Source organism: Lutimaribacter saemankumensis, assembly GCF_900100005.1.
GTDB classification, from domain to species: Bacteria; Pseudomonadota; Alphaproteobacteria; order Rhodobacterales; family Rhodobacteraceae; genus Lutimaribacter; species Lutimaribacter saemankumensis.
Map to the genome: position 1 here is coordinate 314,813 of NZ_FNEB01000003.1, position 15,274 is coordinate 330,086.

Here is a 15,274-nt window from a genome sequence, read left to right on the forward strand (position 1 = left end):
CGCCCGCGCTAACAGTCAGGTCCGGCCTGGCCCGAGCGGGCGTGGTGGAATGGTAGACACATGGGACTTAAAATCCCTGGGGCGAAAGCCCATGCCGGTTCGAGTCCGGCCGCCCGTACCAGGCCGTTTTCCCCTTTCTGAGTCCGCAGCGCATCAGTTGTGTGCCCGGCCGCCCCTGCCATCTGGACGTGACCGGGGCTGCGCGCTAGCGTGCGCGAAAAAAGCAAAAGCGGTTTCGGGAAAGGGCAGACATGGCCGAAGAGCAGGACAAGAAACAGCGCCGCCGCGCGCGCTGGAAAGAGCAGCGCAAGCTGAAGAACGCGCGCTCGGAAGGGATGATGCTGGGCATCGTATCCATGCTCGAACCCGGCGACGTCGTGCTGGATTGCGGGGCGAATGTGGGTGCCGTCTGCGAACCGCTGGCCAGAACAGGCGCAATCGTGCACGCCTTCGAACCCGATCCTTACGCGTTCGGGCAATTGTCTGAGCGTGTGGGAAAGTATGACAACGTCACCCTGCACAATGTCGCGGTCGGCACGAAAAAGGGCACCGTCAAGCTGCAGCGCGCCGAAGGGTTCGACGACGACCCGGCAAGAAACTCGGTAAAGTCCACGATCCTCGAAGGCGGGCGTTCGACCGCCGAGGGCGATACCGTGGATGTCGAACTGATCGATTTTCCGAAATTCGTGAAGGCGCTGCTGAAGAAACACGGCAAGATCGCGTTTCTCAAGATGGATATCGAGGGTGCGGAACTTGAGTTGATGGAAAAGATGTTCGCCGCCGATATGTTCGAGAACATCAAGCTGACCGTGGTCGAAACCCACGAAAAGAAGTTCAAGGATCTGCGCCCGCGTTTTGCCAGGCTGCGCGAGGATGTGGGTGCGAAATACCCGGTCACCAAGATCAATCTCGACTGGATCTGAGCGTTCCCCCCAAAACCGAAACGGCCGCCCGATCCGGGCGGCCGCTGTCGTTTCAAGTGACGTTCGGGCGGGTCAGTCCCAGCAATTCACCAGCGTGGTGAAATTGCCTGCCTCGGTGGTCAGCGTTTCGGGGTCGACCTGGTTCACCGCGTCGGTGGTTTGTGCCTGGATGCCCAGTTTTTCCAGTTCGGCCAGGATCGCGCTGCCGTGCCGGGCGAAGTTCACGTCCTCCGGCAGGTTGCGCCCCGCGGTATCGTCGCTGCGCGGCAGCAGCATGCCCAGAACGGCACCGCCCGCGTCGACGACCGGGCCGCCGGCATCTCCGGGCAGGGTGGACAAGGCCAGACGTTTGAGCGTCTCCTCGCCCTGCAGCCCGTTCAGATCGGCCAGCGTGCCGAACGTCACCGTGGGCGCACCCAGCATCCCGCCATAGGAATACCCGGCAACGGCCACGTCCGATTGCAGGCGCGGCGTTGACCGCTGGAAGGTCGCGATGCCCAGTGGCGCCAGTCCGCTGCGCGGCAGCAGCACCGCAATACCCAGGGCGGGATCGTCCAGAAGGATATCGGCCTCGGTTCCGTCTTCGAGCGTGATACGCGCGCAGCCCTGCACCGCCTCGGATGTCGTAACGACCGTGCCCTGCCGGTCGATGTAAAAGCCCGAGCGCGACAGCTTCGGCTTGCGTATTTCCAGCCCCGACACAAGGTCGATGCTCTGCTCCTCGCTGATCTGGGCGGGGTTCAGGGTGCCGTCGATCCGGGCAAAGCTTTTCTGCATCTCGCCCAGCAGGCGGGTCCGGCGTTCCTCGTCGCCCGCGGGCCATATCAGGGTAAAGCCCTTGATGTCGCCGTCTTCCAGGCGGGCCTCGGTGTGGCTGACGAAATCGGGCCCCTGTCCGATCAGGAAAAAGCTGTCGTTTTCGCGGTTGCGCGGGCCTTCGGGCGGCACGATCTCGAGCGTCTGCATGATGTCATAGAGACCGAACAGCGTGTCCTGCCCGCCTTTCTGGCTGATCAGCAGCACGGTGGCAGGCAGATCGCCGGACGCGGTGTAATGCGCGAAGGGGTATTCGTATTTCTCGAACTCTACGATCTCGGTCGGCATCGCGATCTCGATCCCGGCAACGTCGTCGCGCACGACCCGCAGGCCAAGACCGTCCAGAACGGCGTTATACTGGCGCAAAAGCTCGGCCCGCTGCAGCGTGGTGAGAACGCCGGTTGTCTCGAACCCGTTGGCGGCCTGCCAGGCGGCCATGGAATTGCGCGTGCCACGGCCGAACGCGCCGTCGATCGCCGCATCGTAAAAGCCCGCCCATTTCAATGCGATCTGCAATGCTTCGCGGTCTTCACGGCTCAGCTGTGCCTCGCTGGCGCGGGCCTCGCGCGGGGTTTCGTCCGCCGGCTGAACTTCGGGCAAGGGCGTTGGCTCGGGCTCAGACGCGGCGGTCGCCGTGTCACTTTGCGGTGCGTTGGTCGCGGGCTGGTTCATCGCATTGGCGCCGACGGGCCAGAATTGCTGGCCGAAGTTCCGGCTAAAGGCGATGAAGCTGTCACGCGGAATCGACCCTTCGGCGCGATAGACCTGCAAGACCTGTTCCGCATCGTTGCGCGCATAGGGGCCAAGCGCGATCGCGTACCAGCCCCCGCCCAGCGAAAACCCGTTCACGTCGGGCAGGTCGGCTGCATAGGCGCGGGCGCGCGCCTCGGCCTCGGCCAAAGTGGGCTGCGCTTCGATTTGCACCCATACCACATCTTCCTGAGCCACTGCCGCGCGCAGGGCGATCAACACGAATAAAACCGTTGCGAGAATTCTTTGCATCATCTGCCGTCTGTCCAACCCAATAACTCAAGTTCCGCCTGTATCCGGAATCTTCTATCAAATCAGGCGCGCGACGCACCCCCAAATAATGCACGGGCACGCAATTGACCCCGCCGCGCCCGCCACGTAAGCAGAGCGCGCGATTTCACCCGGCAATCAGGCGATGGCGAGAATGGCACAGCAACAGTCGAAACCCCGCAGTTTCCAGGAAATCATCCTGCGGCTGCAAAACTACTGGGCCGCAAAGGGCTGCGCGGTGCTGCAACCCTATGACATGGAGGTGGGCGCGGGCACCTTTCACCCCGCCACGACCCTGCGGGCACTGGGCACCAAGGCGTGGGCCGCGGCCTATGTCCAGCCCTCGCGCCGCCCGACCGATGGCCGCTATGGCGAAAACCCCAACCGCCTGCAGCACTATTACCAGTACCAGGTGCTGATCAAACCCAGCCCGCCCGACCTGCAGGAGCTGTATCTCGGCAGCCTCGAGGCGATCGGCATCGACATGGACCTGCACGACATTCGTTTCGTCGAAGACGACTGGGAATCGCCCACCCTGGGCGCCTGGGGCCTAGGCTGGGAGGTGTGGTGCGACGGCATGGAAGTCAGCCAGTTCACCTATTTCCAGCAGGTCGGCGGCCATGATTGCCACCCCGTGTCGGGCGAACTGACCTATGGCTTGGAGCGTCTTGCGATGTACGTGCTGGGCATCGACCACGTTATGGACATGCCCTTCAACGATCCCGACGCGCCGATTGCGCTGAAATACGGGGACGTGTTCCGCCAGACCGAGCAGGAATACAGCCGCTGGAATTTCGACGTCGCCAATACCGAGGTGCTGCTGCGCCATTTCGAAGAGGCCGAGGCCGAATGCCAGGCGATCCTGTCGCGCGACGATACCGATCCCAAGACCGGCCAGCGCATCGTGATGGCGCACCCGGCCTATGACCAGTGCATCAAGGCCAGCCACATCTTCAACCTGCTCGATGCGCGCGGGGTGATCTCGGTCACCGAAAGGCAAAGCTATATCGGCCGCGTGCGCACGCTGGCCAAGATGTGCGCCGACGCCTTCGTGCGCACCGAAGCGGGGGGATACGCGGGCTGATGGGCAAGTTTCTGGCGGCGCTGATCGTGATCTGCTCTCTGGCGGCCGGCATCGGCATCTATTACCTGCAGATCTACGCCTTTTACGAACCCGTCACCGCGACGGGCACCGATGACGTGCAGATGACGCTGATGGCTACTGGCCAGCCCGAACCGATCCTGTACGAGGATTTCGAAGCCATCGACGCCGACAGCAGCCCGATCCGCTATCGTGCCTGCTTTACCACGACAATGAGCCAGGCGATGCTGACCGAAACCTATCAGCCCTATGAAAATCCCGTTCCGCTTGAGGCGCCGGGCTGGTTCGACTGCTTCGATGCCGACGAAATCGGCGCGGCGTTGTCGGACGGCAGCGCGCTGGCCTTCATGGGCACCGAGAACGTAACTTACGGTGTCGACCGGATCGTCGCCGTCATGCCAGACGGCCGCGGCTATGTCTGGCACCAGATCAATCATTGCGGCGAGGTCGTCTTTGACGGACAGCCCGCCCCCGAAGACTGCCCCGAACCGCCGGAGAGCAATTGAGATGCCCAACCTTCTGATCGAACTCTTCTCCGAGGAAATCCCCGCCCGCATGCAGGCGCGCGCGGCCGAGGATCTGAAAAAGCGCATGACCGACGGCCTTGTCGAGGCCGGTCTGACCTATGCCGGGGCCGCGGCCTTTTCGACGCCGCGCCGCCTGGCGCTGGCCGTCGATGGCCTGCTGGCCGAAAGCCCGACCACCCGCGAGGAACGCAAGGGTCCGCGCGTCGATGCGCCAGAAAAGGCCATCGAGGGCTTTCTGCGCGGCGCCGGCGTGGCCCGTGACCAGCTGGAAATCCGGGATGAGAAAAAGGGGCAGGTCTATTTCGCGACGATCACGCGGCCCGGCCGCCCGGCGGCTGCGATCGTGGCCGAGGTGCTCGAGGCGGTGATCCGCGATTTTCCCTGGCCCAAGTCGATGCGCTGGGGCAGCGGCAGCCTGCGCTGGGTGCGTCCGCTCCATTCCATCCTGTGCATCCTGACCGATGACGCGGGCGAGGCGCATGTCGTGCCGATGGATGTGGACGGCATCGCCGCCGGCAACACGACCGAAGGGCACCGTTTCATGGGCTCGGGCCGCTTTGCGGTGACCGGTTTCGACGACTACCAGACCAGGCTGAAACGCGACCGCGTGATCCTGGACGCCGCCGAACGCGCCGATCACATCTGGCAGGAGGCCACCAACCTGGCCTTCGCCCAGGGCCTTCAGGTGGTCGAGGATCGCGGCTTGCTTGCCGAGGTGGCGGGGCTTGTGGAGTGGCCGGTGGTTCTTATGGGCGAGATCGGCGATGCGTTCCTGGGCCTGCCGCCCGAGGTTTTGCAGACCTCGATGAAGGAACATCAAAAGTTCTTTTCGGTAAAGAACCCCAAGACCGGCCGGATCGAGAAATTCATCACCGTCGCCAACCGCGAAACCGCCGATCATGGCGCCACGATCCTTGCCGGCAACCAGAAGGTGCTGGCGGCGCGGCTGTCGGATGCCAAGTTCTTTTGGGAAAACGACCTGCGCATCGCGAAGGAACAGGGGCTCGAAGCCTGGACCGACCGTTTGTCCAACGTCACCTTCCAGCATCAGCTCGGCTCGCAGCGCGACCGGATCAACCGGATCGCGGCGCTGGCGCGCGAAATCGCGCCCATGGTCGGGGCGGATGCCGACATGGCCGCGCAGGCCGCACGGGTGGCGAAGGCCGATCTCAGCTCAGAGATGGTCTATGAATTCCCCGAGCTTCAGGGCCTGATGGGCCGCTACTATGCCGAAGCCGCGGGCCTGCCCACCGAAGTGGCCGCCGCCTGCGAAGACCATTACTCGCCGCTGGGCCCGTCCGACGAGGTGCCCGCCGCGCCGGTTTCGGTCGCCGTGGCGCTGGCAGACAAGCTGGACACCCTGACCGGCTTCTGGGCGATCGACGAAAAGCCCACCGGTTCGAAAGACCCTTACGCGCTGCGCCGTGCTGCACTGGGGATCATCCGCATCGTTCTGAACAACGGGCTGCGGCTGCATCTCGACCGTTTCGTCGATGGCCAGCTTGTGCGCCACAAGATCGCGCTGAACCGCGCCAAGGCCAGCCCGGACGAGATCGACACGCTAGAGGAAGTGCTGGACGAGATCGCCGATCATGGCGTGTTCGGTGCGGCCTTCCGCGCAGTGATGGACAAGCTGAACGAGGCCAAGGACGCACCCGACATCGGGGATGGATCGCTGCTCCGCACGGTCGGCCACCTGGTGCCCGACCTGTCGACCGATCTCTTGGCGTTCTTCCATGACCGCCTGAAGGTGCATCTGCGCGACCAGGGGCTGCGCCATGACGTCATTGACGCCTGCCTTGCGATGGATGGCGGGGACGACCTGACGCTTGTCGTCGCCCGCGCCGAGGCGCTGGGCGCCTTCCTGCAGACCGATGATGGCGAAAACCTGCTGCAGGGCTTCAAGCGCGCCAACAACATCCTGACCCAGGCCGAGGAAAAGGACGGGGTCGAATATTCCTTCGGTGCGGACGTGAAATACGCCGAAACCGACGAGGAAAAGGCGCTGTTCGCCGCGCTGGATGCGGCCGAGGCGCGTATCGGACCTGCGATGCAGGGCGAGAACTACGCCGAAGCGATGGGCGCAATGGCGGACATGCGCGCGCCGATCGACGCGTTCTTCGATGCCGTGCAGGTCAATGCGGATAATGCGGTGGTGCGCCGCAACCGGTTGAACCTGCTGGCGCGAATCCGCGGTATCTGCCTGCAGGTGGCCGACCTGACCCGGATCGAGGGCTGACAAGGCGGGGACGGGCGCGGGCGCATCCCCGCGCGACAGGCGCTGCCCCGTCCTTTTGGCCCAAGACTCCGCCATGGTTATTCCCGGCCCGAGGAAAAAACGGGACGTCCGGGGCAAAACAGCGCCCTTGCGTTAACGCGATCTGGGCGTATTCTGCGCGCATCTCAAAAGGACGCCGCAGTGCAGCATAGCGACCCTCACATCACCCTGATCACCCCCAGCGCACCGATGAGTGCCGCGACCCATGGGGGGCGGGCGAAATGCCTGCAGCGTCTTGTCCGTCTGGACATGCCGGTGCCGGTCACGGTTGCGCTGTCCTTTGATGCCGTGCATCGCATCGCGCAGGGCGAGTTGCCGGATATGGCCGCGCTGCTTGAGCCGTTCGGTCCGGCGCCGCTGCTGTGCGTGCGCCCCTCGTCGGAAGATCCCGATTGGGGCGGGCCGGGGGCGATCCTGAATATCGGCATGAACGACGCGCAATTCGTCGAGATGTCGGACCGGATCGGCAAGGATGCGGCCGCCGCGCTTTATATGCGGTTCGTGCAGGCCTATGCGATCCACGTCGCGCGGCTGGACCCGGATGCGTTCGAACATGTGGACCTGGAAGGCCAGGATGGCCTGTCCGAAGTGCTGCGCGCCTATGAGGAAGAAACCGAAGAGGCGTTTCCGCAGGATCCCGCGGTGCAACTGGCCGAGGTGCTGCGCTCGATGGCGCGGGCCTGGGAGGGGACGACCGCTCGGCTTTTGCGTCAGGCCAAAGGGGCCCCGGCGGATGCCGGGCTGGGCCTTGTGGTGCAGGAGATGGCGCTGGGGCTGGGGCAGGGCGAGGGCGAAAGCGGCTCGGGCGTGATCCAGCTGGTCAACAGCCAGACGGGCGAACCGCAGATCATCGGCCGCTACCTGCGTCAGAGCCAGGGCCGCGACGCACTGGACCGCCGCAACGAGGCGGCGTTCCTGGCCAGCGATCCGCGCGGGCCCAGCCTCCAAGACCTGGCGCCCGACGCCTTTGCCGAACTCAAGCGCATGACCGCGCTGATGCGGTCGCGCCTGCGCGAAGAGATGCAGGCCGAATTCACCATCGAAAACGGTGTCGTGCATATCCTTGATGGTGTGCGCGTCGCACGCAGCGCTCGCGCGGGTGTGCGCATCGCCGTGCAATTGGCCGAAGACGGCATCATTCCCCGCGAAGAGGCGATCTTGCGGGTCGAACCGCGCGCGCTGAACGAATTGCTGCACCGTCAGGTCGACCCCGGTGCAAAACGCGATGTGCTGGCGCGCGGTATCGCGGCCAGCCCCGGCGCGGCGGCGGGGCGGATCGTGTTTTCCGCGGCCGAGGCCCAGGCCAGCGCCGCGCGGGGCGAGCCTTGCGTATTGGTGCGGCGCGAAACCAGCCCCGAGGATATTCGCGGGATGCACGCCGCCGTGGCGGTCCTGACCGAACGGGGCGGAATGACCAGCCATGCCGCGGTGATCGGCCGGGGCATGGGGCTGCCTTGCGTGGTCGGGGCCAGCGAACTCGTGTTTCACACCCGCAGCCGCAAACTCGTGGCCCCGGATGGCCGCGAATTGCACCAGGGCGACATCATCACCGTGGATGGCACCAACGGCCAGGTTCTGGCCGGCGAACCCGCGATGATCGAAGCCGCCGAAGACGACGCGCTGATCACGCTCATGGGCTGGGCCGACGATGTGCGCGACATCGGCGTGCGCGCCAATGCCGACACGCCGACCGATGCGCAGACCGCACGGAACTTCAAGGCGCAGGGCATCGGTTTGTGCCGGACCGAACACATGTTCTTCGAGGCCGACCGCCTGACCGTCATGCGCGAGATGATCTTTGCCGACACCTCGCCCGACCGCGCCGCCGCGCTTGACCGGCTCTTGCCGATGCAGCGCGCCGATTTCATCGAACTGTTCCGCATCATGCAGGGCCAACCGGTCTGCATCCGCCTGTTCGACCCGCCTCTGCATGAATTCCTGCCCTCCGACCGCGCGGGCCACCGCGAACTGGCCGAGGCGCTGGACCTGCCGCTGTCCGACGTGACCCGGCGGGTCGAGGCCCTGGCAGAATACAACCCCATGCTGGGGATGCGGGGGGTCCGGCTGGGCATCACCGTGCCTGAAATCTACGACATGCAGGCCCGCGCCATCTTTGAAGCGACGATCGAGGCCAGCCGCGAAGGCGCGCCGGTCGTTCCCGAAATCATGATCCCGCTGGTTTCTGCCAAGCGCGAGGTCGAGCTGGTCAAGACGCGTGTCGATGCGGTGGCCGCCGCCGTGCGCACCGAAACCGGCAAGAACTTTGCCTACCGTCTGGGCGTGATGGTCGAAACGCCGCGTGCGGCGCTGCGCGCAGCCGAGATCGCTCCGCACAGCGCGTTTCTTTCCTTTGGCACGAACGACCTGACGCAGATGACTTACGGGCTGAGCCGCGACGATGCGGGGCGGTTCATGTCTGCCTATGTCAAGCAGAATGTCTTTCCCGAAGACCCGTTTCATACCCTCGATCAGGACGGTGTCGGCGAGTTGCTCAAAATCGCGGCAGAACGCGGTCGCGGCGCGCGTCCCGACCTTGTTCTGTCGATCTGCGGCGAGCATGGCGGCAGCCCCGAATCAATCGCTTTCTGCCGTGCGGCGGGCTTCGACTACGTATCCTGCTCGCCGTTTCGCGTTCCGGTAGCGCGGCTTGCCGCGGCCCAGCTTGCCGTTCGCGACAAGATCGGGTAGCCGAAAGGCCAATTTCCGCTAGATATGTGTTTTTCGCCGCAGCCATGCGTCTGGCGCAAGGCGGGTTTGGCCCTTGCGGGCTGGACCTGTGGCAAAAAATTGTCATAAAAGCCGGGTTTTCGCCATGTTGTGCGAGAGGGGGAAGTCATGTTGCGGGTCATTCTGAGCGCATTGATCATCCTGAGCGCGGGTGCCGCCGGGGCAGAGCCGTCGCTCGATCAGGTTATTCGTATGGAAAAGCAGGCGCTGGCGCGGCTGCCTTCTGACCGTATCGACGCGCTGCTCAGCCGTCCGCAGGCATCCGGTGGCATCAGCTACAGCCGCGACTGGCTGGAGAGCCTGCCCAAGGCAAAGGGCGGGTCCGAATGGCGTTGCCTTGCCGAGGCACTGTATTTCGAGGCGCGCGGCGAAAGCGTGAAGGGCCAGTTCGCCGTGGCCGAGGTCATCCTGAACCGGGTGGACAGCCCGAACTATCCCGACACGATCTGCGGGGTGGTCCATCAGGGTACGGGCCGCAAATATGCCTGCCAGTTCACCTATACCTGCGATGGCCACAAGGAAGTGATCAGCGAACCGCGCGCCTTTGAACAGGTTGGCAAGGTCGCCAAGCTGATGGTCAGCGGGGCGCCCCGCGAATTGACGCAAGGGGCAACCCATTACCACACGACGGCCGTCAGCCCGCGCTGGGCGCGCAAATTCGCGCGCACCGCCAAGATCGGCGTGCATCTGTTCTATCGCCATCCGCGTGAAGTCGTGCAGAATTGAACTCATGACGCAAACAGGCCGCCGGGTGCCGCCGGTGGCTGGCCAGCTTGTGGCTTCGGCGATAGGGTGCCCGCGATTGCAACAGGGCCGGGGGCTTTGCGCGCCATGACGAACGAAATCAAATGGGCCTTCGCCCACCCCGCGGAACGCGCTGCCGCAACGGCGGGCGACGGTCCGCTCGACCGGATTTCCCTGCGCGATCACATCGTCGAGGTCGAAATCGGCGCCTTCCAGGCCGAGCGCGGCACCACCCAGCGCATCTGCTTCAACGTGGTGGTCGAAGTCACGCCGCCCGAGAACATCCTCGATGACGACGTGGACACCATCCTGTCCTACGACAAGGTGACCGAAGCCATCGCGCACGAACTGGCCTCCGAGCGGTTGAACCTGCTGGAAACGCTGGCCGAGAAAGTGGCCGAGCGCATCCTTCTGGAGCCTCAGGCCGTTCGCGTGTTCATCCGCATCGAAAAGCTCGACCGCGGGCCGGGGGCGCTGGGCGTCGAAATCGTCCGCGCCCGCAAGGACACGCGCCCCCACCGCATCGCCGGGGACAAACCGCATCCGCAGGTCGTATATCTGTCGAACGCGGCTATCGCCTCCGAAAACCTCGGGGCGTGGATCGACCAGCTCGAGGCCGAACACCGCCCGACGATCATCTGTGTCGGTCCCGCCGACACCCCCGCGCCGCAGGCCGGGCACAAGCTGGCGCAGCGCCGGATCGACCTTTTGGCGATAGAACAGAATGCCTGGGTGCTGGCCGGGCGCGATCCGCGCTGCGTCGTCGTCAACTCCCGCACGGAACTGGACTGGTCGATGCGCCATGACCAGATCAGCGTATGGGCGCCGTCAAAGATCGTGCTGGACGCGGTCGACGGCCCATCGGCCAGCCCGCGCGACGCGCTGGCGCTGGTTCTGTGGTTCGCCCGCTTCATGGAGGCGGCCGACCTGCTCGTCATCGGCGAAGCGCTGCCAGACGCGCCCGACCTGCCGTTGCGCGCTGTTGCAACCGATGTCAGGGTGATATGACCCCTTGCAAAGCGGGCTTTGATCGGCGACCAGACGGGCATGAACGATTACTTCCGCCCCCTAGTGCAATCCGGGCCCGCCCGGCCCGAAGGCGCGCTGCCGCTGGCCGGCGGCCCGCTGTGGTTCACCCATGCCGAACATTTGCGCCACGATGCGCCGGGGCAGGTGGTGCCGGCCGCCGAATTGCCCGATGCCGTGCGAACGCGCCTGACCGCCCCGCGCGCAGCCGTGGCGGGACTGGCGATGGACGGGCCGCGCGTCATGGGCATCCTGAATGCCACGCCCGACAGTTTCTCGGATGGCGGGCTGTTCCACGACCCGCAAAAGGCGCTGGCCCATGGCACGCAGATGATCGCGGACGGTGCCGACATCATCGACGTGGGCGGAGAGTCGACCCGCCCCGGTGCCGAAACCGTAAACCCGGAAGAAGAGGTTGCCCGCGTGGCGCCCGTGATCGCCGCGCTGCGCGCGACCGGGCCGGTGCCGATCTCCATCGACACGCGCAAGGCGGCGGTTGCGCAAGCGGCGGTGGCGGCGGGCGCGACGCTCGTCAACGATGTGGCCGGTTTCACCTACGACCCCGAGCTTGCGCCGTTCTGCGCAACCCACGCCCTGCCGGTCTGCGTCATGCATGCGCAGGGCGATCCCGCGACGATGCAGAAAAACCCCAGCTACGACAATGTCTTGCTGGACGTTTATAACTTTCTGCACGAGCGGGTGGAAACGCTGACGGCGCTGGGCATCCCGCGCGGCCGGATCGTCGTCGATCCGGGGATCGGGTTCGGCAAGACGGCGGATCACAACCTTGCGCTTTTGAACGGGATCAGCCTGTTTCACGGCCTTGGCTGCCCGATCCTTCTCGGGGCGTCGCGCAAGCGGTTCATCGGCACGATCGGCCGCGCCCCCGAGGCGTCCGACCGCATGCCCGGATCTGTGGCCGTGGCGCTGTCCGGCGTGGCGCAGGGCGTGCAGATCGTCCGCGTGCATGACGTGCGCGAAACGGTGTCTGCGCTGGCCCTCTGGCAGGCGGTGCAGGGGGGCTCTGCCCCCCGCGCCTGACGGCGCCCCCCCCCCGAAGTATTTCGGGCAAGATGAAGAGCGGTCAGCCGCGCCCGAAAAGCCGCTTCAGCGCGCCATACTGGCTGAGGGCCACGCCACACAGGATCAGCCCCATCGCCAGCAGCAGGCCCGCACGCAGCGGTTCGCCCAGCAGCAACACACCCAGCAGCACCGACCACATCGGCACCTGGTAGTTCGTCAGGCTCATGAAGACCGGCCCGGCGGTGCGGATGACCGAGACCCGCAGCATGTTCGCGGCGGCGGTCGGGATGAGGCCGAGAAAGGCCAGCAGCCCCATGCCGTAAAGGCCGGGGTTGGCGGGCGCCCCTTCGACGGTGACGGCCATCGCCAGGACGAACACGGCGCCGATCAGCAGGGTGATGCCCGACAGGCCCACCGGGTCGATCGCGGGCAGGCGGCGCATCAGCACCGAAGACATTGCATAGCAACTTGCCGCGCCAAGGCAGGCCAGCCGGCCCCAGATCTCGCCCTCGGCGCCGGTCGAGCGGAAGGCGTCCGGCCCGATCAGCACCAGCACGCCGACGAATCCGATCACAAAGCCTGCAAGGCGGCGCAGGCTCATCCGTTCGCCGGGCACCATGAAATGCGCCAGCGGCAGCACGATCAGTGCCACGGCGGCCATGCTGACCCCGGCAAACCCGGCGGTCACGTATTGCTGACCCCAGGCCAGAAGCATGAAGGGCACCGCCGTCGACAACAGCCCGATCAGAACCAGGTTCGGCCAGTCGCGGCGTTCGTCCAGGAACAGTTTGCGGCCGCGCATCGCCCAGACCACCAGCGTCAGCGCGGCGGCAAAGCCGATCCTCGCGCTTGCGATCCAGAACGGGGTCATCACCTCAAGCGCAAGTTCCGTCACCAGGAAGGTGCCGCCCCAGACCAGGCCCAACGTGGCGACCATCACCCAGCTTGCGCCGGTGATCTCGGGAAGGGGCTGGCTGGTGGGGGCGGTTGCGGTCATGGTTTCCTGTATCGTCAAGGCGCGCCCCTGATTGGGGCAGGGGCGCGCCATATGCAACCGTGAACGTGTGGCGTCCCTTCAGCCGCTGACCAACCCGCCATCGACGATCAGGTTTTGCCCGGTCACCGCCCGCGCCCAGGGGCTGGCGAAAAACAGCACCGCATCGGCCAGTTCGTCCGGCGTGGTGACATGGCCCAGCGGGGTTTGCGCGGCGATCAGATCGAACACCGCATCGGGCGTTGCCGCGCTGGCATCGGTCACCCGCAGCAATCCGCCCGAAACCATGTTCACGGTCACGCCCAGCGGGCCGAGATCGCGCGCGGCGGTCCGTGTCAGCGCCAGAAGCGCGCCCTTGGCCGCCGTGTAATCGTGATAGGGCACCACCGGGTTCTGGAACAGGTTCGTGCCGATCGTGATCACCCGGCCGAAATTCTGCGCGGCGAAATGCGGGCGCAGGGCGCGGATCAGGTTCAGCGCACCGCCGACGGCGGTTTCGGCCTGCTGCGCGATATCGTCCCATTCCAGCGTGTCCAGCCCCTTGCGCGCATCGCCGTTGAAGGCGAAATCCGCCAGCGCGTTATGCACCAGCACATCCGGCGCGCCCAGGCTGGACGCGATCTCGTCCAGCATCGCGGCGACCGCATCGGGATCGGTCACATCGGCGCAAAAGGCCCGTGCGTTCGGCCCGATCTGGTCGCAGAGCGCCCGCGCAGCATCCGCGCTGGCGCGATAGTTCACCGCCACCCGCGCGCCTTCGCGGCCGAAGGCACGCGCAATCGCGGCGCCAAGCCCGCGCCCGGCGCCGGTCACAAGGACGGTCTGTTCCGACAATGGTTTCATGATGGTTTTCCTTTCGTTGCTGTTACCGGGTGCAACAGAAAGGCCCCGCGCCGCGCGCGGGAAAAGCGTGACTGATAACGCTGGTCGAAGGTTGCCATATCGCCCCTCCGCCGCGCGGAGAGAGGGACCGGCCCGCACCTGTCAGCGGGACCAATCGCAACTTCCTACGCCGGCATGATCCGGTTCAGGTTCCAAGGGTGCTTCTCAGCCCGCGGATGCGGACGCCCCTGTTGCACTGACCGTACGGTCGGGCAAAGCGGGGGCGGCGTCAATCCCTGCCGGCTGGTCGCGCAACGAAAAACGGGCACCCGTTTCGGGGTGCCCGTTCATTGACAGGGTGCTGGCGGGACCGCAGTCAGCAGCGTTTCTTGCGCCGCACCAGAGCCAGCCCGCCCAGCCCGGCCAGCAACAGCGGCAGCCCGGCGGGCAGCGGTATAGGCGCCGCGCCGAACCCGTTGGCATAAATGTCGCCGATATCCGACGCGCTGAGAGCACGGCCATAGACGAACACGTCGTCGACAAGGCCAATCCAGTCCTCGTTGAAGCCGGGATTCGTGCCGATATGCAGGTTGAAGACGGAATCGTTGGCCGCGCTTAAGTCGGTGAAACTGGCTGCGGCCGACCCGTTCAGATAAAGCGCGCTGGACGCTCCGCTATAGACGACGGCCAGGTGCACCCACGATCCTGTGGTCGCCGTGCCCGGTGCATCCGCGACATACGATCCCGTGAAGGCCGCGAACCCGACACCCGGATCATCGCCACGATAATCGACGCCCAGCGAACGGTCATAGCCGAAATCGTCATGCGACAGCACCTTGGGTATGCCCGTCAGGCTGGTCAGGTTCACCCATGCGCCCATCGTCATTTCGGCCAGGACGCCGCGATTGATGTCGATCCCGGTGTCGATGCCCGTGCGGCCTGCAAGTGCTGAAAACTGCGCCGCTGTGCCGCCATCATGCCCCGCGCCAGCCAACAGGCTGACACCACCCAGGTCCGTGCCGGTGTTGCCGTTGCCCGAGTCGTCGGTCACCAAGCCGTTTTCGAATGTATAGATGGCAAGCGGACTGATAGGGGCTGCCAGTGCCGGCGATACCGTGGCCGCGATGAATGCCAAGGTCAGCGAAATTCGTTTCATACCAGTAACTCCGATAATCGTTATTGTTCAACACTGTCCCTAAACGTGCGCCAAGGTCAAGCGCAACAACCCTTGGGGCCAATGAAAAAGGGCGCCCGTGATGGGCGCCCCTTGTT

12 protein-coding genes, 1 tRNA gene and 1 riboswitch are annotated in these 15,274 nt (G+C 65.3%); of the genes, 9 read left to right on the forward strand and 4 right to left on the reverse strand.

The features are described 5' to 3' along the window. The first annotated feature begins 35 nt into the window (after positions 1-35). Positions 36-121, forward strand: a tRNA-Leu gene (locus BLT50_RS08780). Between the two features lie 130 nt (positions 122-251). Then, positions 252-923, forward strand: a complete 672-nt coding sequence (locus BLT50_RS08785; RefSeq protein ID WP_090028281.1) for an FkbM family methyltransferase — start codon at positions 252-254, stop codon at positions 921-923. 72 nt (positions 924-995) lie between these two features. Here BLT50_RS08785 and BLT50_RS08790 read toward each other — a convergent pair whose 3' ends face one another. Next, positions 996-2,741, reverse strand: a complete 1,746-nt coding sequence (locus BLT50_RS08790) for a serine protease (RefSeq protein ID WP_090028350.1) — start codon at positions 2,739-2,741, stop codon at positions 996-998. 172 nt (positions 2,742-2,913) lie between these two features. On the opposite strand from BLT50_RS08790, the gene BLT50_RS08795 reads away from it, so the two are divergent. The 7 genes from BLT50_RS08795 to folP all read left to right on the forward strand — a co-directional run bounded on the left by BLT50_RS08795 (position 2,914) and on the right by folP (position 12,204). Further along, on the forward strand, positions 2,914-3,843 hold the full coding sequence (locus tag BLT50_RS08795; RefSeq protein ID WP_090028282.1) for a glycine--tRNA ligase subunit alpha: 930 nt from the start codon (positions 2,914-2,916) through the stop codon (positions 3,841-3,843). After that, positions 3,843-4,367 (forward strand): DUF6446 family protein, encoded by a 525-nt coding sequence (locus BLT50_RS08800; RefSeq protein WP_090028283.1) that lies wholly within the window; start codon positions 3,843-3,845, stop codon positions 4,365-4,367. The genes BLT50_RS08795 and BLT50_RS08800 overlap by 1 nt, the downstream gene beginning before the upstream one ends. A 1-nt stretch (position 4,368) precedes the next feature. Further along, a complete protein-coding gene (gene glyS / locus BLT50_RS08805) occupies positions 4,369-6,627 on the forward strand; it encodes a glycine--tRNA ligase subunit beta (protein WP_090028284.1) in 2,259 nt (752 codons plus the stop codon). A gap of 228 nt (positions 6,628-6,855) precedes the next feature. Continuing rightward, the gene (locus tag BLT50_RS08810) at positions 6,856-9,354 is read left to right on the forward strand and encodes a putative PEP-binding protein (protein ID WP_175491435.1); all 2,499 of its coding nucleotides are present in this window, start codon (positions 6,856-6,858) and stop codon (positions 9,352-9,354) included. Between the two features lie 147 nt (positions 9,355-9,501). Continuing rightward, a complete protein-coding gene (locus BLT50_RS08815) occupies positions 9,502-10,119 on the forward strand; it encodes a cell wall hydrolase (RefSeq protein WP_090028286.1) in 618 nt (205 codons plus the stop codon). A 105-nt stretch (positions 10,120-10,224) separates the two neighbouring features. Then, positions 10,225-11,145: a dihydroneopterin aldolase gene (locus BLT50_RS08820; protein WP_090028287.1), complete on the forward strand. Its 921-nt coding sequence runs from the start codon at positions 10,225-10,227 to the stop codon at positions 11,143-11,145. Positions 11,146-11,184: 39 nt separating this feature from the next. Then, the gene (gene folP / locus BLT50_RS08825; RefSeq protein WP_090028351.1) at positions 11,185-12,204 is read left to right on the forward strand and encodes a dihydropteroate synthase; all 1,020 of its coding nucleotides are present in this window, start codon (positions 11,185-11,187) and stop codon (positions 12,202-12,204) included. A gap of 43 nt (positions 12,205-12,247) precedes the next feature. Here the strand turns inward: folP and BLT50_RS08830 are convergent, their stop codons facing one another. The 3 genes from BLT50_RS08830 to BLT50_RS19565 all read right to left on the reverse strand — a co-directional run bounded on the left by BLT50_RS08830 (position 12,248) and on the right by BLT50_RS19565 (position 15,158). Next, positions 12,248-13,183 carry a DMT family transporter gene (locus tag BLT50_RS08830; RefSeq protein WP_245723335.1) on the reverse strand — a complete coding sequence of 312 codons (936 nt, stop codon included), beginning with the start codon at positions 13,181-13,183 and terminating at the stop codon, positions 12,248-12,250. A 78-nt stretch (positions 13,184-13,261) separates the two neighbouring features. Further along, positions 13,262-14,023: a 3-oxoacyl-ACP reductase gene (locus BLT50_RS08835; protein WP_245723336.1), complete on the reverse strand. Its 762-nt coding sequence runs from the start codon at positions 14,021-14,023 to the stop codon at positions 13,262-13,264. A 144-nt stretch (positions 14,024-14,167) separates the two neighbouring features. Beyond that, a riboswitch (TPP riboswitch) is annotated at positions 14,168-14,262 on the reverse strand. A gap of 116 nt (positions 14,263-14,378) precedes the next feature. Then, complete coding sequence (locus BLT50_RS19565; RefSeq protein WP_090028354.1) at positions 14,379-15,158, reverse strand: LamG domain-containing protein; 780 nt, start codon at positions 15,156-15,158, stop codon at positions 14,379-14,381. Positions 15,159-15,274: the final 116 nt, after the last annotated feature.

Bases quoted from the DNA above. Each gene is read 5' to 3' on its own strand.
- BLT50_RS08790 (WP_090028350.1), bottom strand. From the start codon at position 2,741: ATGCAAAGAATTCTCGCAACGGTTTTATTCGTGTTGATCGCCCTGCGC.
- BLT50_RS08800 (WP_090028283.1), top strand. From the start codon at position 3,843: ATGGGCAAGTTTCTGGCGGCGCTGATCGTGATCTGCTCTCTGGCGGCC.
- BLT50_RS08795 (WP_090028282.1), top strand. From the start codon at position 2,914: ATGGCACAGCAACAGTCGAAACCCCGCAGTTTCCAGGAAATCATCCTG.
- BLT50_RS19565 (WP_090028354.1), bottom strand. From the start codon at position 15,158: ATGAAACGAATTTCGCTGACCTTGGCATTCATCGCGGCCACGGTATCG.
- BLT50_RS08815 (WP_090028286.1), top strand. From the start codon at position 9,502: ATGTTGCGGGTCATTCTGAGCGCATTGATCATCCTGAGCGCGGGTGCC.
- BLT50_RS08810 (WP_175491435.1), top strand. From the start codon at position 6,856: ATGAGTGCCGCGACCCATGGGGGGCGGGCGAAATGCCTGCAGCGTCTT.
- glyS (WP_090028284.1), top strand. From the start codon at position 4,369: ATGCCCAACCTTCTGATCGAACTCTTCTCCGAGGAAATCCCCGCCCGC.
- BLT50_RS08820 (WP_090028287.1), top strand. From the start codon at position 10,225: ATGACGAACGAAATCAAATGGGCCTTCGCCCACCCCGCGGAACGCGCT.
- folP (WP_090028351.1), top strand. From the start codon at position 11,185: ATGAACGATTACTTCCGCCCCCTAGTGCAATCCGGGCCCGCCCGGCCC.
- BLT50_RS08785 (WP_090028281.1), top strand. From the start codon at position 252: ATGGCCGAAGAGCAGGACAAGAAACAGCGCCGCCGCGCGCGCTGGAAA.
- BLT50_RS08830 (WP_245723335.1), bottom strand. From the start codon at position 13,183: ATGACCGCAACCGCCCCCACCAGCCAGCCCCTTCCCGAGATCACCGGC.
- BLT50_RS08835 (WP_245723336.1), bottom strand. From the start codon at position 14,023: ATGAAACCATTGTCGGAACAGACCGTCCTTGTGACCGGCGCCGGGCGC.